Annotated in this window: 23 protein-coding genes and 1 riboswitch; of the genes, 3 read left to right on the top strand and 20 right to left on the bottom strand. The window is 53.5% G+C overall.

Going from position 1 to position 22128, the window contains the following annotated elements; genetic code table 11:
* Positions 1 to 70 precede the first annotated feature (70 nt).
* On the bottom strand, positions 71 to 1204 hold the full coding sequence (gene mqnC / locus NYE48_RS06325; RefSeq protein ID WP_036715310.1) for a cyclic dehypoxanthinyl futalosine synthase: 1134 nt from the start codon (positions 1202 to 1204) through the stop codon (positions 71 to 73).
* 145 nt (positions 1205 to 1349) lie between these two features.
* Here mqnC and NYE48_RS06320 point away from each other — a divergent pair, with 145 nt between their 5' ends.
* Positions 1350 to 1502, top strand: a complete 153-nt coding sequence (locus NYE48_RS06320; protein WP_340997540.1) for a hypothetical protein — start codon at positions 1350 to 1352, stop codon at positions 1500 to 1502.
* Here NYE48_RS06320 and NYE48_RS06315 read toward each other — a convergent pair.
* Genes NYE48_RS06315 through metA form a run of 3 tightly spaced genes read right to left on the bottom strand, consistent with a single transcriptional unit; the run spans position 1499 to position 4834 of the window.
* Complete coding sequence (locus NYE48_RS06315) at positions 1499 to 2680, bottom strand: aminotransferase class I/II-fold pyridoxal phosphate-dependent enzyme (RefSeq protein ID WP_036715520.1); 1182 nt, start codon at positions 2678 to 2680, stop codon at positions 1499 to 1501. The genes NYE48_RS06320 and NYE48_RS06315 overlap by 4 nt on opposite strands.
* Positions 2673 to 3863 carry an aminotransferase class I/II-fold pyridoxal phosphate-dependent enzyme gene (locus NYE48_RS06310; protein ID WP_340997537.1) on the bottom strand — a complete coding sequence of 397 codons (1191 nt, stop codon included), beginning with the start codon at positions 3861 to 3863 and terminating at the stop codon, positions 2673 to 2675. The genes NYE48_RS06315 and NYE48_RS06310 overlap by 8 nt, the downstream gene beginning before the upstream one ends.
* 35 nt (positions 3864 to 3898) lie before the next feature.
* Positions 3899 to 4834, bottom strand: a complete 936-nt coding sequence (gene metA, locus NYE48_RS06305; RefSeq protein ID WP_036715519.1) for a homoserine O-acetyltransferase MetA — start codon at positions 4832 to 4834, stop codon at positions 3899 to 3901.
* A 114-nt stretch (positions 4835 to 4948) separates the two neighbouring features.
* A riboswitch (SAM riboswitch) is annotated at positions 4949 to 5072 on the bottom strand.
* A 455-nt stretch (positions 5073 to 5527) separates the two neighbouring features.
* On the opposite strand from metA, the gene corA reads away from it, so the two are divergent.
* Positions 5528 to 6463: a magnesium/cobalt transporter CorA gene (gene corA, locus NYE48_RS06300; RefSeq protein ID WP_036715518.1), complete on the top strand. Its 936-nt coding sequence runs from the start codon at positions 5528 to 5530 to the stop codon at positions 6461 to 6463.
* A 225-nt stretch (positions 6464 to 6688) separates the two neighbouring features.
* Here corA and NYE48_RS06295 read toward each other — a convergent pair whose 3' ends face one another.
* The 12 genes from NYE48_RS06295 to NYE48_RS06240 form a co-directional block, all read right to left on the bottom strand.
* Positions 6689 to 7693: an HRDC domain-containing protein gene (locus NYE48_RS06295; RefSeq protein ID WP_036715517.1), complete on the bottom strand. Its 1005-nt coding sequence runs from the start codon at positions 7691 to 7693 to the stop codon at positions 6689 to 6691.
* Positions 7694 to 7854: 161 nt separating this feature from the next.
* On the bottom strand, positions 7855 to 8736 hold the full coding sequence (locus tag NYE48_RS06290) for an ROK family protein (RefSeq protein ID WP_036715515.1): 882 nt from the start codon (positions 8734 to 8736) through the stop codon (positions 7855 to 7857).
* Between the two features lie 190 nt (positions 8737 to 8926).
* Positions 8927 to 9781: a 5'-3' exonuclease gene (locus NYE48_RS06285; RefSeq protein ID WP_212953085.1), complete on the bottom strand. Its 855-nt coding sequence runs from the start codon at positions 9779 to 9781 to the stop codon at positions 8927 to 8929.
* Between the two features lie 129 nt (positions 9782 to 9910).
* Positions 9911 to 10270, bottom strand: coding sequence for an arsenate reductase family protein (locus NYE48_RS06280; RefSeq protein ID WP_036715513.1), 360 nt, complete (start codon positions 10268 to 10270; stop codon positions 9911 to 9913).
* A 50-nt stretch (positions 10271 to 10320) separates the two neighbouring features.
* Positions 10321 to 11343 (bottom strand): RluA family pseudouridine synthase, encoded by a 1023-nt coding sequence (locus NYE48_RS06275; protein WP_340997535.1) that lies wholly within the window; start codon positions 11341 to 11343, stop codon positions 10321 to 10323.
* Positions 11340 to 11909 carry a cob(I)yrinic acid a,c-diamide adenosyltransferase gene (locus NYE48_RS06270; RefSeq protein ID WP_036715512.1) on the bottom strand — a complete coding sequence of 190 codons (570 nt, stop codon included), beginning with the start codon at positions 11907 to 11909 and terminating at the stop codon, positions 11340 to 11342. Before NYE48_RS06270 ends, NYE48_RS06275 begins: the two co-directional genes overlap by 4 nt.
* A gap of 32 nt (positions 11910 to 11941) precedes the next feature.
* Entirely contained in the window at positions 11942 to 12478 is a 537-nt protein-coding gene (locus NYE48_RS06265; RefSeq protein WP_052147450.1) for a hypothetical protein, read from the bottom strand.
* 202 nt (positions 12479 to 12680) lie between these two features.
* Positions 12681 to 12950, bottom strand: coding sequence for an aspartyl-phosphate phosphatase Spo0E family protein (locus tag NYE48_RS06260; RefSeq protein WP_036708586.1), 270 nt, complete (start codon positions 12948 to 12950; stop codon positions 12681 to 12683).
* Between the two features lie 228 nt (positions 12951 to 13178).
* The gene (locus NYE48_RS06255) at positions 13179 to 14390 is read right to left on the bottom strand and encodes an aminotransferase class I/II-fold pyridoxal phosphate-dependent enzyme (protein WP_340997532.1); all 1212 of its coding nucleotides are present in this window, start codon (positions 14388 to 14390) and stop codon (positions 13179 to 13181) included.
* A 13-nt stretch (positions 14391 to 14403) separates the two neighbouring features.
* Positions 14404 to 14904, bottom strand: a complete 501-nt coding sequence (locus NYE48_RS06250; protein WP_212953069.1) for an Lrp/AsnC family transcriptional regulator — start codon at positions 14902 to 14904, stop codon at positions 14404 to 14406.
* A 211-nt stretch (positions 14905 to 15115) separates the two neighbouring features.
* Positions 15116 to 15508, bottom strand: coding sequence for a spore coat protein (locus tag NYE48_RS06245; RefSeq protein ID WP_036708583.1), 393 nt, complete (start codon positions 15506 to 15508; stop codon positions 15116 to 15118).
* A 22-nt stretch (positions 15509 to 15530) separates the two neighbouring features.
* Positions 15531 to 15767: a hypothetical protein gene (locus NYE48_RS06240; RefSeq protein ID WP_212949062.1), complete on the bottom strand. Its 237-nt coding sequence runs from the start codon at positions 15765 to 15767 to the stop codon at positions 15531 to 15533.
* A 151-nt stretch (positions 15768 to 15918) separates the two neighbouring features.
* Between NYE48_RS06240 and NYE48_RS06235 the strand changes: the two genes are divergently transcribed.
* Entirely contained in the window at positions 15919 to 17160 is a 1242-nt protein-coding gene (locus NYE48_RS06235) for an NAD(P)/FAD-dependent oxidoreductase (RefSeq protein WP_340997530.1), read from the top strand.
* Between the two features lie 20 nt (positions 17161 to 17180).
* On the opposite strand, the gene NYE48_RS06230 is transcribed toward NYE48_RS06235, so the two are convergent.
* From NYE48_RS06230 to NYE48_RS06215, 4 genes are all read right to left on the bottom strand, one after another.
* Entirely contained in the window at positions 17181 to 18623 is a 1443-nt protein-coding gene (locus NYE48_RS06230) for a sensor histidine kinase (protein WP_212949066.1), read from the bottom strand.
* The gene (locus tag NYE48_RS06225; RefSeq protein WP_340997527.1) at positions 18620 to 19360 is read right to left on the bottom strand and encodes a response regulator transcription factor; all 741 of its coding nucleotides are present in this window, start codon (positions 19358 to 19360) and stop codon (positions 18620 to 18622) included. The genes NYE48_RS06230 and NYE48_RS06225 overlap by 4 nt, the downstream gene beginning before the upstream one ends.
* Before the next feature lie 118 nt (positions 19361 to 19478).
* The gene (locus NYE48_RS06220; RefSeq protein ID WP_340997526.1) at positions 19479 to 21683 is read right to left on the bottom strand and encodes a M1 family metallopeptidase; all 2205 of its coding nucleotides are present in this window, start codon (positions 21681 to 21683) and stop codon (positions 19479 to 19481) included.
* Between the two features lie 65 nt (positions 21684 to 21748).
* A complete protein-coding gene (locus NYE48_RS06215; protein ID WP_340997524.1) occupies positions 21749 to 22117 on the bottom strand; it encodes a YxeA family protein in 369 nt (122 codons plus the stop codon).
* Positions 22118 to 22128: the final 11 nt, after the last annotated feature.

The raw sequence follows: 22128 nt of genomic DNA, 5'->3' as shown, positions 1-22128 counted from the left end.
TTCGCATTCGAAGCAGGATTCGTATAAAGGGTTTTTCAAATTTTTTACAATATCTTCATTATAGTATGGATTAGTTCTGCATGACAAAATCGCGTTCGATTTCGGTTCCTTCCTCAAACACGCGCAAAATGTCGTAACGGGTGTTCCGCTGCGCAGGAATTTTCCCCGCCTCGCGGATCAGCTGAAGGATCGAAGCGATATTCACTTTATGCACCGCGCCCGCCGAGGAAACGACGTTTTCCTCCATCATCGTGCTGCCGAAGTCGTTGCAGCCGTAGCTGAGCGACAATTTGCCCACTTCCGGCCCCATCGTAACCCAAGAGGACTGCAGATTCGGCACGTTGTCGAGCACCAGGCGGCCGATCGCCACCGTTTTCAGGTAGGCTTCAGGGGTTTCGCGCTCCCGCTTCAGGCTCGTATTGTCCGGCTGGAACGTAAACGGAATGAACGCAAGGAACCCTTTCGAATCATAGCCGTTCGCGATGCATTCGTCCTGCGCGTCTCGGATGCGCAGCATGTGCAGCGCCCGCTCTTCCATCGATTCGCCGAAGCCGATGACCATCGTGGCGGTCGTGTTCATGCCGATTTTGTGGGCCATCTGCATGACGTCCATCCAATCGCGCCAGGTGCCTTTATGGCGGCTGATTTTTTTGCGGATGCGGTCATCCAAAATTTCGGCCCCGCCGCCCGGCAGGGAATCGAGTCCGGCAGCTTTCAGCTCGCGCATGACCTCTTCGAGCGAAAGACCCGACACCTCCACCATTTTGCGGATTTCCGCCGGGGAGAACGAGTGCATCGTAATGTTCGGGAACCGCTGCTTGATGCCGCGGAGCAAATCCGTATAGTAGCTGAAAGGCAGGTCCGGGTTCGTGCCGCCCTGCATCAAAATTTCGGTTCCGCCCACATCCTCGGTTTCCTTGATCTTTTGGAAGATGACTTCGTCCGGAAGAAGATAACCTTCTTTATGGCCCGGGATGCGGTAAAAGGCGCAAAACGTGCAGTATGTATCGCACACGTTGGTGTAGTTGACGTTCCGTCCGATGACAAACGTCGTAATCGGTTCCGGGTGTTTTCTCTTCATCATGATATCGGCGGCATGGCCGATTTTTTCGACTTCGTTGCTTTCAAACAGGGTCACGCTGTCCTCCAGGTTCAAACGTTCCCCGCGCAGCGCTTTGTCCAGGATCTGATCTACTGTGCTCATCTCCGGAAGCCTCCTTATCATATGGCAAAATATATATACGTTTAGCAGACTTATATCATTAAACCGTCTTCATCATCTTAACATACTTTTGGTTTGAGAAAAACTTCACTTTCTTGGATGACAGACGGCATGTGAGGCAAAAACCATGATTTTCAAGGATTTGGCATCGCCACCGTCACAAAATGGTCACGAAATGGACATAAATTATCCCTGGCCCGCGATGAATGCGGCGATTTCGCTCACGGCAAACGGCAAAAAGAAAAACGCCGCGTCAAGCGGCGCTTTCCTTCCTTGTTAAGATCCTTGCAAAGCCTGATCCAAATCGGCGATCAAATCGTCGATATCCTCCAGGCCGACGGAGAAGCGCAGCAACCCGTCCGCAATCCCCCGCTCGTGCCGGACTTCGGCCGGCATGGCGGCATGGGACATCATGGCCGGATAGGACAGGATGCTTTCCACCGCTCCCAGGCTGACGGCGACAAGCGGAATGCGGACTTTGTTCAGCACCTGCTTGGCGCGTTCGCCCGAACCTACGTCGAACGAAACGACGGCTCCGTAACCCGTGGATTGCTTTTCATGAATTTCCCGCCCCGGATGATCGAGCAGTCCCGGATAATATACCTTCTCGATGTCCGGACGCCCGTTCAGCCATGCGGCCAGCACGGCCGCGCTTTGCTCGCTGTGGTTCATCCGCGCCTGCAACGTTTTCATCCCGCGCATCAGCAGCCAGGAATCCTGGACGCCAAGCACCGTTCCGAGCCCGTTTTGCAGCTGCTTCAGCTGCCGGCCGATGGAAGGGGTGCGGGCAACGGCGAGACCGGCCAGCACGTCGCTGTGTCCGCCCAGAAATTTCGTCGCGCTGTGCAGCACGATATCGACGCCATGTTCGATCGGACGCTGGTAATACGGCGTCATGAACGTGTTGTCAAGCATCGTGAGCAGGTCATGTTCTTTCGCCCAGGACGTGACGGCCGCAATGTCGGTAATTTTCAGCGTCGGGTTCGACGGCGTTTCCATATATACCGCTTTGGTGTTCGGTTTTAATGCCGCCCTTACTTGATCCAGGTCGGTCATGTCCACAAAGGTGCTTTCGATGCCGAGCCGGTTCAAAATGCTGGTCAGCAATCGGTATGTACCGCCGTACACGTCTTCGGTCACGATCATATGGTCGCCTGCGGACAGCATCATGAAGGTGCTGGAGATGGCAGCCATGCCGGAGGAATAAGCAAAACCTCTTACGCCGCCTTCCAAAAGCGCAATATAATCTTCCAGCGCCTGGCGCGTCGGATTGCCCGAACGGCTGTAGTCGTGAACCGGAGGGTTAAACACGTCTTCGTGGTGAAAGGTCGATGCCTGGTAGATCGGCACGCTGGACGCCCCGGTGTTGCGATCGATTTCCGAGCCGAAATGAAGAAGTTTGGTCGCGAATTTCCGCGATTCTTGGCCGTTTTGCTCTTTGCCGTGCTGCTCACTCATGGCGTTTTCCTCCTTCGACTTCCTCCATGGCCGCGTCCAACGCGCCGCCGAGATCGGCGATCAAATCGTCGATATGTTCGATGCCGACGGAGAAGCGCAGCAGCCGGTCATCCACGCCGACGGCCTTCCGGATTTCTTCCGGGATGTCCGCATGCGTTTGCACGGCCGGATAAGTCATCAGCGACTCCACGCCGCCCAAACTTTCGGCAAAAGCGATCAGCCGGATGTGGCGGAGAACCGGCTCCACGTAGCGTGCATCCTTGACCTTGAAGGAGAAAATGCCCGTGTTCCCGCTGGATTGTTTCTTTTGTATGTCGTGTCCCGGATGCTCGGGGAACGCCGGATGGAACACTTCGGCCACGGCCGGATGCGTCTTCAGAAACTCGGCAACGGCGATCGCGTTGCTCTCATGCCGCTCCATCCGGAGCGCCAGCGTCTTCATGCCCCTCATCAACTGGTACGAATCGCTTGCTCCAAGCACCGCTCCGATCGAGTTGTGCAGGAAAAACATTTCTTCCGACAGCTCTTTTCCTTTCGTGATGATCAGGCCGGCGAGCACGTCGTTATGTCCGCCCAAATATTTGGTCGCGCTGTGAATGACGATGTCTGCGCCAAGTTCGATCGGGCGCTGGAAAAACGGCGTCAGCAGCGTATTGTCCACGATGGTCAGCAGTTCATGGCGTTTCGCCCAAGCAGCCACCTTCTCGATGTCCGTAATCATCATCAGCGGATTGGTCGGCGTTTCGATGAAAACCGCCTTCGTTTCCGGACGTCTCGATTTTTCGAGCTCATCCAGATCATTCGTGTCGATGTACGACGCGCTGACGCCGAACTTCGAAAGGATCCGCTCCAGCAGCCGGTACGTTCCGCCGTACAAATCAAGCGATACGATCAAATGGTCGCCCTGCTTGAACAAGGAAAAGATCGTTTGAAGGGCAGCCATGCCCGAGCTGCACGCAAATGCGGCATCGCCGGACTCCAATTCGGCGGCAGCTTCTTCAAGAACTTTGCGCGTCGGGCTTTTGGTACGAGCGTAATCGAATCCCGTGCTTTGGCCGAGCTTCGGATGGCGAAACGCCGTGGCCTGGTAAATCGGAAAGTTTACGGCTCCCGTGACCGGATCCTCCTGCGAACCGATTTGCGCCAATCGGCTTTCGATGTTTAGTGCTTTTCTTTTCTCCATGTCGGTTTCCCCCATAATCTCCTTAAGTATGCAGCCTAGATCTGCGGCCAAACTTCGGCGACTTCGCCGATGTCGTAGGGCGTTTCTTGATATACATAGTAATTCAGCCAATTAGAGAATAATAAGTTTGCATGGGCGCGCCAGATCGCCGGCGGGGTTTGGCTCGGGTCGTCATTCGGGTAATAATGCTTCGGAATGTCCATCTCCATGCCCTTGGCGATATCCCGTTCGTACTCCCACTTCAAGGAATAGGCGTCGTATTCGGAATGTCCCGTGACGAAAATCTGTCTGCCGTCTTTCGTTGCCACCAAATAGATGCCCGCTTCCTCGGATTCGGACAAAATCTCCAATTCGTCGATGCCTTCGATGTCTTCGCGGCGGACCTCCGTATGGCGGGAATGCGGTACATAAAACACCTCGTCGAAACCGCGAAGAAGCTTTACGTTTTGCCGGTTGACCGTATGCGGGAACACGCCGAAGCATTTTTTGGCCAAATCCCACTTCGGCACCCCGAAATGATGATACAGGCCGGCCTGCGAGGCCCAACAGATATGCAGCGTCGAGGTGACGTTCGTTTTGGACCAATCCATGATTTCCTCGAGCTCATCCCAATAGAACACGTCTTCGAAATCCAAACGTTCCACCGGCGCGCCGGTAATGATCATGCCGTCGAAACGGCGGTGGCGCACTTCGTCGAACGTCTTGTAAAATGCCTCCAAGTGTTCCACGGACGTATTTTTCGACGTGTGCGACTGCGGGTGCAGCAGCGTAATTTCCACCTGCAGCGGGGAGTTGCCCAGCAGGCGGAGCAGCTGCGTTTCCGTCGTCTCTTTGGTCGGCATGATGTTCAGGATGGCGATGCGAAGCGGCCGAATGTCCTGATGGTACGCTCTGCTCTCATCCATGACGAAAATATTTTCTCCGTTTAGAATTTCTTTGGCCGGCAGGGCATCCGGAATTTTAATCGGCATGATTCAACACTCCTTTTTGAAGGTGGCGAAAATCATACGGGGGAGCAAGGTGCATATAAAACAAAAATGACCTTCCTGCATAGAGAAAGGTCATGTTCGTTATATTTTACGCCTCTCTCATCTGTCAGAAACCGCTGCGCAAAGCAGCTTCACGTTCCTGCAAGAATTAGCACCGTGCGCATTCGCGCCGGTTGCCGGGTTTCATTGGGCTAGTCCCTCCACCTGCTCTTGATAAGATTTCGCTGTATTCAGTTTTATGATCTTGTTCTTGTTCTTGTTCCTTACTTTAAATCATAATCCCATCCTTCGTCAAGAAGCTTTCGGGCAAATGCCGCAAGAGGAGCCCACACGTTTTTCCAGCCTTTGTCATACGCTGTAACAGGACGGCGCCAGGCGCGATTTTTTTCTTGAAAGGTCCATGGCCCGGCGTTATACTAGACAAGTGTTTGAACCTAAAACAAGAGGTGACATGAGATGGAAGGCGACCCGAGCCCGAAGCTGAATGCAAATGAACACAACCGCATAGAACTGAAATCGGCTTGCCGGCGCAGGGAAGTTTTCGCTTTTGTCTACCGCGGATTCCTCTTTTAATTCCCCGAAAAAAAACGACCGGCAACGCTGATTTCTTTCCTATGCCCTAAACAAGCGTTTCCTGGACATGCGCCGCATGTCGGGATGAAGGAGTGAAATCAGATGAAAATCCGGTTGGTAAACGAGGGCGTTTTCAGCCCGATCGATGACATCCAAACCACGCTGACTGCCCCGCCTGCAGGATTCTATTGGATCGATGCGGACGTGGAAGATCTGGCGCTTTTGCAGCCTTTATTTTCCCTTCACGATCTGGCGGTGGAAGACTGCTTGAGCGAAGAGGAACAACGCCCCAAACTCGAAATTTACGAAAACCATTATTTTATCGTCGTGAATTCCATCCGTTTCGATGACGAGGAAATTTTCCTGCGTGCGCTGAACGTCTTTTTGGGCCGCCATTTTATTATCACGGTGACCAAACAAAAAATTCACGAGCTGCGTTCCCTGAAGCCGATTTTATGGGAGCAGGAAGTCAGCACCCCGGACCGCTTTTTGTATTTGCTGATCGACCTTGTCGTTGACAACTACTTCACCGTAGGCGACCGGATCGAAGCCAAAATCGAAAAGCTGGAAGAAGATATCCTGATGCACACGAAAAAATCGCACCTGAACGAAATCATCGGTTTGCGAAGCGAAATCCTGTGGCTGAAAAAGGTGCTGGGACCGCAAAAAGAACTGATCAATACGCTCAATAAACGGGATCTTCGGTTGATCGACGATCAGCTGCAAAAATATTTTAGCGATATTTATGAAAATGCCGTCAAAATTTCTGAAACCTTCGATACGTTCCGCGATCTGATGGGCAACCTTCGCGAAGCCTACCAGTCCAGCATCGCCAACCGCGCGAATGAAATCATGCGCGTGTTTACCGCCATCACGACCATATTCATGCCGCTCACGGTCATTACCGGAATCTATGGCATGAACTTCGACAATATGCCCGAAACGCATACGGCTTACGGATATTTTGTCGTGATCGGAATCATGGCCGTGCTCGCCGTCAGCATGCTGCTGATTTTCCGCAAGAAGGACTGGATCTGAAAGGCGGCCGATTTAGAATAAGGACGAAGATTGGCTTAAGCTGCATTCCGCGTGCACGTAAAGCATCTTCGTCCTTTTTGCGTCTTTAGCGGCATGGATACGAAGCAGGCACCCGTATTCACCACGGTACGGCCCGTCATCCCGGCATTGTCCCCGCGCTCCGTGACTGAAGCTTCTTCTTCCGTTTATCGCCGCACCAAACGCCCGGAGCCCGCGACCTGCAGGTTATCCCGCATGCCGGCCGCTTCCCGTTTCCTTCCGGAACCGGATCCGGATCAAACGCAGTCGTTCATACCGGAGCTCCGTCAGCGGTCCCGCCGCTGCTTCCTGACCGTACACGCGGTGCATGACCGGCTTCAGCAGCGTGTCCCCCAGCTCCTCGAAAGCCTTCCACACCTCTTCCTGCTCCGCTTCCGGCATTTCCTGCAGTTCCCCGGCGATCAGGCTTTCGGCGTCGTAACCTTCTTTCTCCAGCTGTTCGAGCGCTTCCACCAGCTCCCGTCTCGTCAAGCCGGTTTCCTGCTCCATCGCCTCAAGCCTTTTGCCGTTTTGGATGCCTTGGAGCAGCATTTGCTTGGTCCGGTACCGATCGAGATCCTGCTTATATTTCAGCTCTTTCTGCTTGTATACCCATGCCTCGTAGGTCGTCTCGTCCAGCTCGTCCTGCACCCACTCCAGCGGGAAGCCGTGGCTGCGTTCACGACCTGCTGTTATTTCCAGCAGCTCCGCACCGTATTCCGCCGCCTTGTTGTCCCCGACGCCGGGCAGCTGCAGCAGCTCGTCCAAGGTCATCGGCACAAAGGTGCTGATCAGCCGCAGCAGCCGGTTCGTTGCGATAAAATAGGGCGCCTTCCGCTCGGCCGCCGCTTTTTTGCGCCGCCAGGCGCACAGCTCGTTGTAAAGCTCCTCGTCGTAGTTCAGCTCGCTGTAGCAATACAACTTTTGCGCGTTTTGGCTTTTTCCCTTCTGCTCCTCTTCGTCGTGAAAGATGCCGTCAATGACCGGACGGAAGCCCTCGCCCAATTTCACGGCCAGGCCGTGGCGGTATATATGCAGCATCTCATTCCAGGAACCGCCTTCGTACCAGGTCTGTTCCGATACGCTGCCGCCCCTTTCCATATCCCTCCAGCCAAGCTTCCAGACGCCTTCCCCCTCGTCGATCCATACTTCCGCCCATGTCCCTCCCTGCTTGCTTTCTTTCACCATGCGATTCATAAATACGGTCTGCATCTTGCTTTACCTCCCTTTGAAATCAGCACAATAAAAAAAGCACCTCCCTTGAAGTTCAAGAGAGGTGCTTCCCCGTTATTATGCTGTTATTCCAAATGATACCACATCATCGCAAATGGTCAATCCTTTTGTGGCAGCCCGTCCAAAAAAACGATATCGGATTAACCCGCAGCCAAGGCCTTTTTGGCCAGAGCGAGCGCGCCGCATAATCCGGCGTTGTCTCCAAGCTGCGGAGGAACGATATAGTCCGCGATTTGCTCGTTGATGGCCGGAAGCTGCACATAACCGTTCAGCAGCTCCTGCAATTTTGCATGAATCAGCGGGAACAGCTGTAGCTGTTTCATGACGCCGCCGCCCATGACGATTTTTTGCGGAGACAAAATCAGGATATAGTTCATCAACGCTTGCGCAAGATAATAGGCTTCCATGTCCCAAGCCGGATGATCCGGCGTCAATTCCGCACCCGGAACGCCCCAGCGTTTCGACAGCGAAGGACCTGCGGCTACGCCTTCCAGGCAGTCGCCATGGTAAGGGCAGAACCCTTCGAATTTGTCCTCCGGATGCCGGCGGACCAAAATATGTCCCATTTCCGGATGCGAAAGACCATGCACCAGTTCGCCGCCGACGACCGCGCCGGCGCCGACTCCGGTGCCAACCGTAATGTACAGGCAGCTGTCATACCCTTTGGCTGCGCCCCACGTATATTCGCCCAGCGCCGCACCGTTCACGTCCGTATCGAATTCGATCGGAACCTGGAAATGCGAGCCCAGATGGCCGACGATATCGAAGTTGCTCCAATGCGGTTTAGGGGTCGTCGTAATGCGTCCGTATGTAGGACTTCCTTTGACGGGATCGATCGGTCCGAACGAACCTACCCCGATCGCTTCCACGCCTTTATTTTGAAAGAAAGAAACCACCTGTGCCATCGTTTCTTCGGGCGTCGTCGTCGGAAAACTGATCCGCTCGAGCACGGTTCCGTCTTCCTTCCCGATACCGCATACAAATTTCGTACCTCCGGCTTCAATCGCTCCCAGAATACTCATCGTTTGCAATCCCTCCTGCACCATTCTCTTGTCTGTTTGCCCGTCTGCGGCATCAAATAGCGAATCCTATCCAATAACCACGGGCATTATAGCCCAGTTGTTCCATGAAAGTCAATGCGCAAGCGCACGGAAAAGGGGACGCCGGGCGTGATGCCGGCATCCCCGTGCGTGGCAAACTTCTCGTTTTGTTTTAGACGACCCCGAGCAGATGGCACAAACTCTTCATCTCAAGCTCTTCGAATTTATCGACCACCGCCTGCTCGTCGAGCGACAGCTGGCAGGTTTCCAGCGCGCACGCCACAGGGGCCGCGCAATGGATTTCCGCCAGGCGGCGCGAAAGATGCAGCATCTCGAGATCGGCTTCGATTTTGGCGCGGATGCTCTTCGATACCTGATCCAGATTGTCGAGCAGCCCCTCGATGGAACCGTACTCCTGAATCAGCTTATGCGCCGTCTTTTCGCCGATGCCGCGAACGCCTGGATAGTTGTCGCTGGCATCGCCCATCAGCGCCTTGACGTCGACGATTTGGCGCGGATGAAGCTGCCGTTCCTCGTACAACGTCTCCGGCGTGTACACCTTATAGTTGCCGTGGCCTTTTTTCATGATGATGACGGTCGTGCGTTCGCTTACCAGCTGCAGCAGGTCATGGTCGCCGGACAAAACCATCACGTCCATGTCCTGGCTGAACTTGGCGGCCAGCGTGCCGATGCAATCGTCGGCCTCATACCCTTCGGCGCCGATATTGGGGACGCCCATGCTGTCCATCACGTCCCGAATCAGCGAAAACTGGGGCACCAGATCCTCCGGCGCCTCCGGCCGGTTTCCTTTATAAGCCGAAAAGTGCTCCCCGCGGAACGTCTTGCCCCCAAGATCCCAGCAGCAAACGACGTGGCTCGGATCAAAATTTTGCACCGCGTCCCAAAAATACCGGATAAACCCGTAAATCGCATTCGTCGGAATCCCCGATTTCGTCCGGCGGATATATCCGCTGGTTGCGGTAGCGTAATAAGCTCTAAACAACAATGCCATCCCGTCCACCAACATAACGGATGGTCGTTTTTCATTCGTGATCAATCTTCGTTTCTCCCCTTGTCTGCCTCATCCCTGTTTCAAGGGCGGGCAATGCTGCCTCTAGTATAACACAACTAGGGGGAGCTTTTGCGCGGTTTCCTGTTATCCCCAGGCGGATTCGTATTGATCCTCTTTAAAGCCGACCGTTACTTTGCGGCCGTCGGTCACGATCGGACGTTTGATCAGCATGCCGTTCGAAGACAAAAGCTCGATCTGCTCCTTTTCGGACATGTCTGCCAGCTTGTCTTTGAGGCCCATTTCTTTGTACGCTTCGCCGCTTGTGTTAAAAAACTTTTTGAGCGGAAGTCCGCTTAAGCCGATCAGTTTCTCCAGCGTTTCGGGCGCCGGAGGTTCTTCCTTGATATGGTGAAGCTCCAGCTCATGGCCATGGGACTGGAGCCATTTGATTGCGTTGCGGCAGGTGCCGCATTTCGGATATTGGTAAACCTGCAGTTTGCTCATCTGTCATTCCACTCTCTTTGTCGGTATTTGATGCATCGGGCCCTTCGGCACTACAGCCCTTCCTCCAGCCGCTCCCGCAATTTCCGCATATCCGCGGGCAGCGGCGCCTGAAAGGTCATTTGCCTGTGCGTGACCGGATGCTCGAAGGAAAGTTCATAGGCGTGGAGCGCCTGGCGCGGGATCGCCCGGTCCAATTGAACGATGTTCCGCGCAGCCGCCAGCATAGGAGGGTCATTCGTTTCAATAACGGAATCGGCACCCGCTGCCGGGTCCGCGGCTTCGATCCCGATTTCTTTATAGACGTCATGCCGATACAACTTGTCCCCGATCAGGGGACAGCCGATGCTCGTCATATGGACGCGGATTTGATGCGTTCTCCCCGTTTCCAGCTTCAGCCGGACAAGCGACCCGTTTTTCCAGCTGTCCAGCACCCGGTATTTGGTCAGCGACGGATAACCGTTTGGCGTGACGATCCGGCGGTGCGGCTCTTCGGGGTCCCTGTCGATCGGCCCGTCGATTTCGCCCTCCGGCGGGGCCGGGGTCCCATGCACCAATGCGAGGTACGTTTTGTCCACGCGGTTTCCGATCATTTGCTCGGATATATGCTGATGCACGTATGGATTTTTGGCTATGGCAAGCACGCCGGTCGTCTCCTGGTCGAGGCGGTGTACGGCGCGGAAACGGAACGACTCGCCTTTTTGGCGCCAGTAGTCCACGACCCCGTTCGCCAGCGTGCCGGTATAATGCCCGTGCGTCGGGTGCACGATCATGCCCGCTTCTTTATTGACGACCAGCAGATGTTCGTCTTCGTAGAGGATTTCAAAAGGAATCGGCTGCGGCAAAATGTCGTCGGAGATTTCCTGCTCCATGCGGATCGCCACCACGTCCCCGGCCTGGACGGGAACGCTGGTGTACACTCGGCGGCCGTTTAACGTGATTCCCTGTTCCGTCAGCTTCAGCCGGGACTGCAGCTTGCGCGAAACATGCATGCGCCGCAGCAGGATGGTCTTGAGCAGCCAGCCATCCTCCGTTTCGGGCACGGTATAAGTGATTGGCGGATAATAAGCTGTCATTTTTTGTTGCCGAACACCTTTTTGCTGCGGACGTATTCGATGTCCGGGACGCCGCTGCGGACGTTGGCCGTGCGGGCCGCCACGAAGAAATAATCCGACAGCCGGTTCAAATACCGGCGGACTTCCGGATTGATCGCCTTCTTTTGGCCGAGCGTGACGACTCTCCGTTCCGCGCGGCGGCATACGGTTCTGCACACATGCAGCGTCGCCGCCAGCTGCGTTCCCCCAGGCAAAATAAACCGCTCCAGCTCGGGGGTCTCCTCCAGGTACCGATCGATCCACTGCTCCAGCCGCTCCACCATGTCGGCACGCACTTTATATTTGCTTTCGCTCAGCTTGACGAACGCCAGGTCCGACCCGCAGTCGAACAATTCATGCATGATTTCGATCAGGTTGTCCCGCAAATCGGCAAAAACCTCGCCCTCCATCAGGCTTGCGGCCTGGCCGACGAAACAGTTCAGCTCGTCGATCGTTCCGTAGGTTTCCACCTGCAGATCATCCTTCGAAACGCGTCCGCCGATGACGGATGTCTGGCCTTCGTCGCCGGTCCGTGTATAAATTCTCATTCGTTCGTTCCTCCCTTAAGCTCAAAAGCCGCCTACTCCGTCATTTCTTTAAGCGCCTTCACCGCGTTATCCATATGCTTCGAGGACACCGGGATGGTGACGAACAGCTTGTCAGGCGTATATTTCAAATCCTTGAACATCTTCAAGTCCTTCACGGGGATCCCGTAAAGATGTTCCGTTTTGTCGATCGTTTTGTCATCCTTTTCTTCCATGCTCGCAAATACGCCTTCCGGATATGTTTTCGGGTCGAAATGGTCGTCCAGCACCACATGGCCTCCCATTTTGCCGTAATTTTTCATGTCCTCTTCAGGCAAAATCATGATGTCGTGGCCGCCCGCGGCATATTCGACCATCAGCTTTTCCGGATTGTACAGCGGACTTGCGATCACTTCAACCTTGATCTCCTGGCCCAGACGTTCCTGCAGCGCTTTCTCAAGCGGCTCGGCGACTTGGGTGGGATCGGACTTGTCGTCGATCATGAAAATCGACAGGTCCGGCTTTTCCTTCCCGCAGCCCGCAAGCATAAAAACAGCGAAAATAACCAGCATGAGTTTACCGTACGCCTTCACTCTCTGCTCCTCCTCTATTCTCCAATAGGTTCAATATATCATACCTGGGAGAGACAAAAAAGCGGCCCCTTCCTAAAGGCCGGACAGCAAAAATCCCCTCCCGGGGCAGGAGGGAAATTCACCGGAATGAACTTCCTTCTCCTGCGCCCTGAAGGGGACGGGATAAACGTAGCGACTGGATGTCTGCAAGCTTTTTTAAGGCTTACGATTTATTTTTCTTCGGGCATGATGATTTCATGTATTCGTTGATTTTGAGGTCGAGCAAGCTGCTGATTTCGATCACGACTTCCGAGGTGAAGGATTGTTCCTGCATGAAAATCTGTTCCATCTTGTTGCGGAGCATCAAAATTTCGTCTTCCAAGGAAATATTCTTCGCAGAATCCGTCGTTTTGGCCGACCAATCACCGCGCTGATCGCCTTCGGCAATGTAGTCGCCGCGATATGAGGGCAAATCATATTCGGCACAGAACAAAGGTAACCCCTCCCTGGTAAGTCTTTTCTTGCTCCCGAAGCAAAATTATAACATATAAATCGATAAAAGAAAGTGAATAATTTGTTAAATTATTCAAAATCAGTATAAAACCCTGATACAGGTTTTGCAAATATCCATAGGAGCGGCCTTCAGACCAGAAGAAAAGAACATCGTGTACAAGGAAGGCTTACAATACAATACCCAGAAAATACCTAAAATGGAACTTTTTTATGACTCCTGCTTGAGCTTGTGCAAAAATTTTCCGATCCGGTCAAGCGCTTCGGTCAGCTGGGCAACGGAAGTGGCGTAGGAGCACCGCAAAAATCCTTCCCCGCTCGCGCCGAAGGCCGTTCCGGGAACCGCCGCGACCTTCGCCTCCAGCAGCAGCCGGTGCGCGAATTCTTCGGAGCTCAGTCCGGTCGAAGCAATGCTCGGGAACGCATAAAACGCGCCCTTCGGCTCGTGGCAGGAAAGCCCGATATCCTGAAAGCCCTGGACGATCAGGCGCCGGCGCTGATTATAGGACTCGACCATCCGGTCCTTTTCCTCCATGCCGTGCTTCAGTGCCTCCAGTGCGGCGACCTGGCCCATGACGGGAGCGCACATAATCGTGTACTGGTGGATTTTCAGCATGGCTGCGATCAGGTCCGGGTGGGCGCAGACATATCCCATCCGCCAGCCGGTCATCGCAAACGCCTTGGAAAAACCGCTGACCAGGATGGTACGGTCCATCATGCCCGGAATGGACGAAAAGCTGACATGCTTTTGGCCGTAGGTCAGCTCGGCATAAATCTCGTCGGCAATGACGATCAGATCGTGTTTTTCCACGACTTTCGCGATCGGGAGCCAATCCTCGTAGGTCATGATGGAGCCGGTCGGATTGCTTGGATAGCAAAGGATCAGCACTTTGGTTTTCGGCGTGATTTTGGCTTCCAGCGCTTCGGCCGTCAGCTTGAAATCGTCCTTGGCATAGGTTTCGATGCCGACGGGAACGCCGCCCCCGATCGAAGTGATCGGAGAATAAGGCACGTAACAAGGTTCCGGAATCAGAATTTCGTCCCCGGGAACGATCAGCGCCCGCAAAGCCAGGTCAATCGCTTCGCTGCCGCCGACGGTCACGATAATTTGATCCTTCGGATCGTACGCGACCTTGAAATTGTCGTTCAAATAGTCGGAAATCGCTTCACGGAGTTCGATCATCCCCGCATTGGAAGTGTACGCGGTCATTCCGCGTTCCAGGGAATAAACGCAAGCCTCCCTGACATGCCAAGGCGTCGTGAAGTCGGGTTCGCCCACGCCGAGCGTGATGATATCCTTGCTGCCGTTCGCCAGGTCGAAAAACTTGCGGATGCCCGACGGCGGGATATTTCTGACGAGCGGGGACAAATACGTTTCCATCGATTTGACTTGCTGTTGTTTGGTATCTTCATTCACGATCATGACACATCTTCCTTTACGGCGAGACTATGAGACGGTTATCTTCTTCACGGTCCTCAAAAATAATGCCGTCCTGTTTATATTTTTTCAAAATAAAGTTGGTTTTCGTCGACAATACCGAATCGATCGGCGACAGCTTCTCGGAAACGAAGTTCGCCACTTCCCTCAGATTGCGTCCTTCCACTTCGACGAGCAGGTCGTACGCTCCGCTCATCAAATAAACGGACTTCACCTGCGGGTACAAATAAATGCGCTCCGCGATTCCTTCAAAACCGCGTCCCCGCTCAGGGGTGATCTGCACTTCGATCAGCGCCGTCACGGTTTCTTCCTCAATTTTGCTCCAGTTGACGACGGCCGCGTATTTTACGATGACATGGTCCGCCTCAAGCTCGGCAATCGCCTCTTTCACCGCCTCCTCGTCCACGCCAATCAAGGTGGCGAGAAGTTGTGGGGATCGTCTCGCGTCCTCATTCAGCAGGTCGAGGACTTTCAGCTTCAGTTCGGTAAGTTCTTTCATAAGTATCCTCCAGCATTCGTTTCGCGGGTTGCTTACAAAACATGTCATACCCGGGAAAGAGATTAATACTAATATTACAATACTTTAGGGTGCATGCAAAGAAAAACCGTCTCCGCGGCGTGGGCCGAATTTGAGACGGTAAAATTGTGCCATGCCCCTTGCCCCGCCCTTTTCCATCCCATGTTTGAGCAGGCGGGAAGCAGGTTATGTTTTACATGTAGTAAGGATTTTGAGCGTTTTGCTGCGGAGGCTGGATTTGCGCGGCCTGCGCGTATTGCCCCATGTTGGACGTTTTTTGCTGCACGAATTGCCGGGTTTTTTGCTGCGTGTTCCGCGCACTCTGAACCTGCTTGTCGAGATCCTGGCGCAGGGCCTTGGAGGAAGTCGAGTACATGTTGAGCTGCTTCATCAGGTTATAAAGTTCGCCTTGCATGCGGAGCGTATCGTTGGTCAGCTGCGTGAACAGGTTCCGAACGGCCGGGCAGGAGGACTCCGTCGTCGCCGTCGTATATTCCCTTACCGTCCGTTTCAGGTCTGCGAGGATGGTGTAGAGCAGGTCCTCGTCCTGCATAAAGGCGGAATTGCCGGATTGTTGATAGTACATCTATGCGTGCCTCCTTTGGAATTTATTGCTGCGGCTGCGTCGGCGCAAGCGGCTGATGCTGCTGCAGCGCTTGGACGAGCAGGTCCAGATGATGGTCCATCGAGCGGATATACTGCTGCAGAGCCTGCTGAATCGTCGGGTTTTGGGTCGTGGCGCACGTCGCGGCGCACTGCTTGATCAGCAAATCTTCATTGGATATCGAATCGACGATATACTCCAGTTCTTTGCCGGTGATCGGCTGCATTTGACCGGATTGCATAACGTTTTTGCCTCCTCTGGGGATATTTAACTCGTGCTTATTATATCCCGGTCATTTTTTTCTATGTGCAGCCGATAAACGGCATGAGATCGAGAAATACTGAATGGGGAGCAAACGAGGCTGGTATCTAAAGGGAAAGGAGCGAAAAACGATGATCTTGAACAGCGGAAATCCGGCATGGCCCCATACGCTGAAGCCCGCACCCGAATATCCCGTGCTGGATCAAGACGTGGATTGCGATTTCCTCATCGTCGGCGGCGGGATGAGCGGCGCGATGATGGCCTATCAACTCGCGGCGCGCCATCGGAACATCGTACTCATCGACAAAAGAAACATCGGGGGCGGCAGCACGGCGGCCAACACCGGTTTGCTTCAAAGTTCGAACGACAAATCCCTGACGTCCATGATCCACACCTTCGGCGAGGAGATCGGCGTCGCTTTCTATAAAAAGTGCGAACAAAGCATCCGACAAATCCGGGAGATTTGCGCCAAACTTTCGCCGGGACTGGAGTTCGTCCCCCGCAGCAGCCTGTATTTTGCCAGCAGCGAAGACGACGTGGAAATGCTTCGGGAGGAGTATCAAACGCTTAGAAAACACGGTTTCCAAGTGCAGTACTGGGATAAACAAGAGATCGGAAAACGCATGCCTTTCACGAAACCGGCCGCGCTTTACAAGGACGGCGACGCGGAAGTCAATCCTTACCGCCTGGTTCACGCTTTGGTTAAAGCGGCGGCGGAGCAAGGAGCCGACATCTACGAACAGACCGAAGCGGTACACTTCGAATTCGCCGAGAACGGGGTCACTTGTTATGCGAACGGCAAGAAAATCCGCGCCAACAAAGTCATTTTTTCGATGGGGTACGAAACACAGGAATTGAAAAAGGATAAAAACGCCGTCATCAACGTTTCTTACGCCGTATTGACCAAACCCGTCGGCGATTTGTCCGATTGGCATGAACGCTGTTTGATTTGGGAAACGGCAAGGCCTTATCTCTATATGCGGACGACCCCGGACAACCGCATCGTGGCGGGCGGACTGGACGAGTCCCCACCGGCCCCGGAGAAACGCGAAGCCCGCCTCCTGCACCAGACGAAGGTTCTGATCGAAGAAATCCGCAAGTTATTTCCCGCTTACGCCCGCCTTGAAGCGGATTGCGCGTGGGCTTCGATTTTCGGGACGACCCATGACGGAATGCCGATGGTCGGCCCGCACCCGGATTACCCGAATTGTTATTTTATCGAAGCGTACGGCGGCAACGGCACGGTCTACTGCATGATCGCCGCCGATTTGCTGGGGGACGAGCTCACGGGCCGGCCGCGCCCGGAACTGAACATGTTTTCCCTCCAGCGGAGCAGCAAACCTTCGCCGTCCGACTCGTTGACGATTCGTTGACATGGAAAAGCAGGCCAACGTCATCTGTTGACATCGCCTGCTTTTGCCATTCCCAACCTAATTTCGATGCGGGTTCCCCGGCCAAGCTCGCTGTCCACATCGATTTTGCCTCCGTGCGCCTGGACGATATCGTGCGCGATGGCCAGGCCCAGGCCCGAACCCTTGTGCAGCTCGCCCGTATTGGTCCCGCGATAATACCGGTCGAACACGCGCTCCAGCTCTTCTTCCCGGATTCCTTTGCCCTGATCCTCCACGACGATGGAGACCGTTCCGCCGTGTTTCTCTACGCTGACTTGAACGGCCGTATCCTCCGCATTATGAACGACCGCATTATAAATCAAATTGCTCACGGCCCGTCGGATCAAAATTTCGTCCACATCCATGATGACCATCTCGTCGCTGTACCGAAAATCGATGTTTCGGCTCCCGTAGCGCGCATCGTTCAGCATGTCGATGACGGTATTCCGGACAAGGCTTACGAGATTCGCCTGTTTTAGGTTGAGGGATATGTTTTTGTTTTTCAGGCGGGTCGACAGGTTCAAATCCTCGATGACGTCTTTGAGGTACAGCGATTTCCGCTCGATCACTTCCGCATACTCGCGCATCTCTTCGACCGTAAACTCGTAATCCTTGTCCCTCATCATCTCCGCGTATCCCTGAATCGATGCGAGCGGCGTTTTGATGTCATGCGTAATGTTCGCGATCCATTCCTCTTTCATCCGGTCCAGCTTTTTTCGTTCCGCTTCGCTTGCGCGCAGTTCCTCGCTTAACACGTTTACGTTATAAAACACGTCCTTGTAGATGCCTTTGGCTTCATACCGGATCCGGTAGTTTTTATGGGCCAGCTGCTTAATCCCGTCAATCAGGGCGTGAAGCGGCCGGGTTAACCTTTTGCCGAACAGGTAAGCGATGCAAAGCGCGATGAAGCCGTCGACGCATAGCACGGTCAGGATTCCGATCTGCAGGAAGCGCCCCACGGACCGGATATCGTAGGTAAATATGTTTCGTTCCAGATAAGGATTTTGAAAGCCGATCAAATAGCTGTAGCGTTTGCCGTCGATCGCCTTTTCCCCGATAAAAACCGTCGACATCAGCTCTTTTTCCATATACTTGTAAGTCTGGACGATATCCAGCGGCGTATATTTGGTTTTGGCCCCGGACGGTACGAGATAGCCATAAACCTGCCTGCCGTTATCATCTAAAATTTGAATCCAGGCGCCATGGCCCTCCAGCGTTTTCTTTCCCTGCTCGGTGATGGCCATCCCCGATCCGGAAACGACGATCTCTTGGGCGAATGAGCGCGTGATGCCCTCGGCCGAATCTTCTCCGTATTTGAGCGGGGATTTGGGGGATACGTTATGGTATATATACAACCCGGCCAAAATCAGGAAGTTGATGATAATGACGATGACGACGATCAGGACGACGGATGCCAAGTACCTGCCGGTCAGCCTCCATTTCATCGTTTCGTTTCCTCCAGGGCGAGCTTGTACCCGAGCCCCTTCACCGTCACCAAAAACTGCGGATTCGAAGGATCATCCTCGATTTTTTCCCTCAGCCGCCGGACATGGACCATGACCGTATTGTCGTATCCGAAGGATTCCTCTCCCCATACTTGGTCGTACAGGCTTTCTTTGCTGATGATCCGGTTCGGGTGCTTGAGCAGATGGGTAAACAGCCCAAGCTCCTTCGGTTTGAGCTCGATGATTTCGCCGTTTTTTTTCAGTTCGAATGTTTGTTCGTTGAGCTCGAACGGGCCTGCTTTCAGGATGCGGTCCTTTTTCTCCTCTTCCGGCACGGCCTCCGCTCTTCTAAAACGGGCTTTGATCCGGTAAGCCACTTCCTTCGGGCTGAACGGCTTGGTGATGTAGTCGTCGCCGCCGATGGCAAATCCGAGTATTTTATCGATTTCCTCGGCTTTGGCCGACAAAAAGAAAATCGGCACGTTCGAAACGCTCCGGATTTGTTTGCAGACGTCATACCCTTCGCCGTCCGGGAGCATGATATCCAAAATAACGAGATCGGGCTGCTTGTCCTGAAACTTGCGCCAGCCTTCGTTCGCCGTAGCGGCGGTATGTACGTGCTCGAATCCTTCCTTGATCAAAACCGTTTTCAGGAGCTTCAAAATATCTTCTTCATCGTCCACGATCAGTATTTTTTGGCTTAGCGACAATTCCGTTCGACCTCCTATTCTAACCATGCGGAACAAAAAAACCGCGAGGCCGCTCCCCGCGGCCTTGCAGTATCATCTTCCCCGCCCTGCCAATTACTATAACCATAACTTGAAACCGGCGTTTTGGCTAGCGGCTTGCTTGATCTTATTCTTCTCCGAAAAATTTCGCGATCGGGTTAGCGATCTTTTTATCTGTTGCGATTTGGCCTGTTTTGTTCAAAACGTAATACTGATAAAAGTCGGTGCTAAAGTTGAGTGCTCTCAGCATTTGCTCCGCAAACGGCTCGACCGCGTTGCCGCTCAGGGCTTCACCGTTCCAGAAAAAATGCAGCAGCAGGCGGTTTTGATTGTATGGATGCTTAATGACGTATGCTCCCGAAGATGCCTTTTGGTTCATCTTGCCTTTCCAGTCGAAGCCGATGGCCTTCGATTTCTGCATGATGCCGGGTTTAAGCGCCTGGATGAGTCCGTTCGTTTTCGCGCTGCCGATGGCAATGATATTGCTGGCTCCGAGCTCCTTTTCCAGCTTTTTCTTGAGTGTTTGCCGGTCGGAAACGACCTCGTATGGAATGCCCATGATCCCAAGCGTCCCTTCAAGCTGTGTCAAGATCGTCTGCTGTTGCTTTTTCGCTTGGCTGCCGGCCTGATCGCTCACCACGATCGTCAACGGTTCGCCCTGCAGCGCCTTGTCCATGATGCGGCTCATCGTTTCCGCCGGCAGATTCGGAATTTGGGACAGGGAAGAACGGTACGAGGTTTTAAACTGTTCACGCCAATAAGCGGCTTCTTCCGCCTCAGACAATCGGTATTCGGGCTTTAGGGCAAAATGCGGATCATGCAGGATCTTGTCCATTTCCTTTCGCGACTCATCGCCGAGCGTATCCTGGATCGTCTGCAAAAGCCCTTCGATCGTCGCGTTTTTGAACTCGTACCGTTTGAAATATTCTTTCATGAACATGTCGAATTTCTCTTCGCCCACGTTCCGGTACAGCTGGTAAATGGCCTGGCGTCCTTTATTGTAAAAGGTTGGACTCTGCAAGTCTCCTACTTCCGTATTGGTTCCGGCGATCGGCTTATCTATGGAAGACAAATCATCGATTTGGATCGATTTGAACCCGTTCAGCTTATCGCCTTGTTTTTCCGCAAAATACACCATCGAAAAATCGGCAAACCCTTCGTCCAAAAACGATTCTTTCTCCGAGTTGTTGCCGATCAGGGCATGGAACCATTGATGGGCGATCTCGTGCACGAATGTGGTGTCATGCGCAGGATCGCTGTTCGGCCGGATTTGCCCCATTTGGATGACCCGGGCAAACTCGACCGCCACTCCCTCTACGTACGACTCCGCGATCCGGAACTCAGGATAAGGATATTTCCCGTATTTTTCACTAAAAAATTGAATCGCCTTAAAAGCGGTGTCGATGTATTCATCGACGATTTGTTTCTTGTCCGGCATATTGTCGAAATAATAATATTCAATGGTCAAGCCGTCACGCGTTATGCTCTCCACCTTATAATTCGGGCTGGCAAAAAAGACGAATTCCCGGGTGTTGTCCGCCACGGCAGACACGATTTTCCGGCCGGGCTCTTTCGGATCCGCCTGCGTTGCGATCGTCCCCGGCATCAGCACTTGATAGGCTTCCGGCACGTTTAAATGAACTTCGAAATCCGAGGAGTCGTAATAATCGGTTTCGAAGATTTTGCTGTACGGCGTTTGATCCCACTCATGCTTCTCCTTGTCGTAGACCGACATGACCGGGAACCAATGCGCGCCATTGACGATGTCTTTGTAGTAGGACAGGCGCTGCATGCCGAAAGGAATTTTCACCTCAAAGCCGATCTCTACCGTTACCGCTTCCCCTGGCTTTAGCTCCTGCTTCAATTCAACGGTCAGAGCCTGATTGCTGTTTTGGTAGGCCAATGCTTCCCCGCCCGCCGACGCACTCAAGATGTCGATGCCTCCAAGAAAATCTTCCGGCTTCTTCTGTGGATTTTCCTTTCGGATCTCCTCGTTGTTTTGCTCAAACATCGAAGTTTGGGTCGCTTTGGACCGGTTGGCATCGGCAAACGTATGGAAGACGATCTTCCGCAGCGTATCTTTGGACGTGTTCCGGTACGTGACCGTTTCTCTCCCTTGGATGTGCATATTCTTTTCGTCGAGCCCAGCGTCAATCCGGTACGCGACTTGGGCTTGGGCATGCGCCTGCGCAGCCTCTACGGAATCCGCGGATGCCGCTGCCGGCGCGGCCAGAACATGACCGGCGCTGGCCAGCGGGCAAGCTGCAAGCGTAAATGCGAGCGAATAAGCCAGCGTTTTTTGGGATACGGTTTTAAAGGCGGTTTTTTTCATCGTTTTCTCTCCCTTGATCCAAAATAAGATTGATATATATGAAAGCTCTCAAGCGGCGCAGGTCGCTATTTTCCGGCAGTCTCCAGCTTCCGTTTTGCCCCCTCGGGCAGTTCTGCGGCCTGCACCTCCTGGTAGGAGCTGACCCCATCCCCCTTTACATAGAGTCGCAGGTACGCGTCTTTGCGCAGTTCTTTGAATGCTCTAAAGGTCAGTCTTTTTTCCTTTCCGTTAGCATCAAACCCCTCCAGGGTGTATTCGTAAGAAACATACTTCTCCCCACTGTTTGACTTCTCTTCTATTTTCTTTCCGTCTTGGTTAATCTGCACGTAATATTGCTCCGCACCGATCCGGTTCAAATTCACGTTTTGGATGAATACGATGAACCCGACCAGAACGATCAAAACGACGGCCAAAGCGATAATCCCTTTTTTCATTCCCGTTCACT

It is taken from the genome of Paenibacillus sp. FSL M7-1455, from assembly GCF_038004655.1.
Taxonomy (GTDB): Bacteria; Bacillota; Bacilli; order Paenibacillales; family Paenibacillaceae; genus Paenibacillus_AQ; species Paenibacillus_AQ cookii.
This window is presented reverse-complemented; position numbering and strand designations above follow the sequence as displayed.

Coding starts and splice junctions, on each gene's coding strand:
- NYE48_RS06295 (WP_036715517.1), bottom strand. CDS start 7,693: ATGCAGACCGTATTTATGAATCGCATGGTGAAAGAAAGCAAGCAGGGA.
- NYE48_RS06270 (WP_036715512.1), bottom strand. CDS start 11,909: ATGAGAATTTATACACGGACCGGCGACGAAGGCCAGACATCCGTCATC.
- NYE48_RS06245 (WP_036708583.1), bottom strand. CDS start 15,508: ATGTACTATCAACAATCCGGCAATTCCGCCTTTATGCAGGACGAGGAC.
- NYE48_RS06290 (WP_036715515.1), bottom strand. CDS start 8,736: ATGAGTATTCTGGGAGCGATTGAAGCCGGAGGTACGAAATTTGTATGC.
- NYE48_RS06215 (WP_340997524.1), bottom strand. CDS start 22,117: ATGAAAAAAGGGATTATCGCTTTGGCCGTCGTTTTGATCGTTCTGGTC.
- NYE48_RS06240 (WP_212949062.1), bottom strand. CDS start 15,767: ATGCAATCCGGTCAAATGCAGCCGATCACCGGCAAAGAACTGGAGTAT.
- NYE48_RS06285 (WP_212953085.1), bottom strand. CDS start 9,781: ATGTTGGTGGACGGGATGGCATTGTTGTTTAGAGCTTATTACGCTACC.
- mqnC (WP_036715310.1), bottom strand. CDS start 1,204: ATGAGCACAGTAGATCAGATCCTGGACAAAGCGCTGCGCGGGGAACGT.
- NYE48_RS06320 (WP_340997540.1), top strand. CDS start 1,350: ATGATTTTCAAGGATTTGGCATCGCCACCGTCACAAAATGGTCACGAA.
- NYE48_RS06220 (WP_340997526.1), bottom strand. CDS start 21,683: ATGAAAAAAACCGCCTTTAAAACCGTATCCCAAAAAACGCTGGCTTAT.
- NYE48_RS06280 (WP_036715513.1), bottom strand. CDS start 10,270: ATGAGCAAACTGCAGGTTTACCAATATCCGAAATGCGGCACCTGCCGC.
- NYE48_RS06255 (WP_340997532.1), bottom strand. CDS start 14,390: ATGATCGTGAATGAAGATACCAAACAACAGCAAGTCAAATCGATGGAA.
- NYE48_RS06310 (WP_340997537.1), bottom strand. CDS start 3,863: ATGGAGAAAAGAAAAGCACTAAACATCGAAAGCCGATTGGCGCAAATC.
- metA (WP_036715519.1), bottom strand. CDS start 4,834: ATGCCGATTAAAATTCCGGATGCCCTGCCGGCCAAAGAAATTCTAAAC.
- NYE48_RS06230 (WP_212949066.1), bottom strand. CDS start 18,623: ATGAAATGGAGGCTGACCGGCAGGTACTTGGCATCCGTCGTCCTGATC.
- NYE48_RS06315 (WP_036715520.1), bottom strand. CDS start 2,680: ATGAGTGAGCAGCACGGCAAAGAGCAAAACGGCCAAGAATCGCGGAAA.
- NYE48_RS06250 (WP_212953069.1), bottom strand. CDS start 14,904: ATGAAAGAACTTACCGAACTGAAGCTGAAAGTCCTCGACCTGCTGAAT.
- corA (WP_036715518.1), top strand. CDS start 5,528: ATGAAAATCCGGTTGGTAAACGAGGGCGTTTTCAGCCCGATCGATGAC.
- NYE48_RS06235 (WP_340997530.1), top strand. CDS start 15,919: ATGATCTTGAACAGCGGAAATCCGGCATGGCCCCATACGCTGAAGCCC.
- NYE48_RS06275 (WP_340997535.1), bottom strand. CDS start 11,343: ATGACAGCTTATTATCCGCCAATCACTTATACCGTGCCCGAAACGGAG.
- NYE48_RS06225 (WP_340997527.1), bottom strand. CDS start 19,360: ATGGTTAGAATAGGAGGTCGAACGGAATTGTCGCTAAGCCAAAAAATA.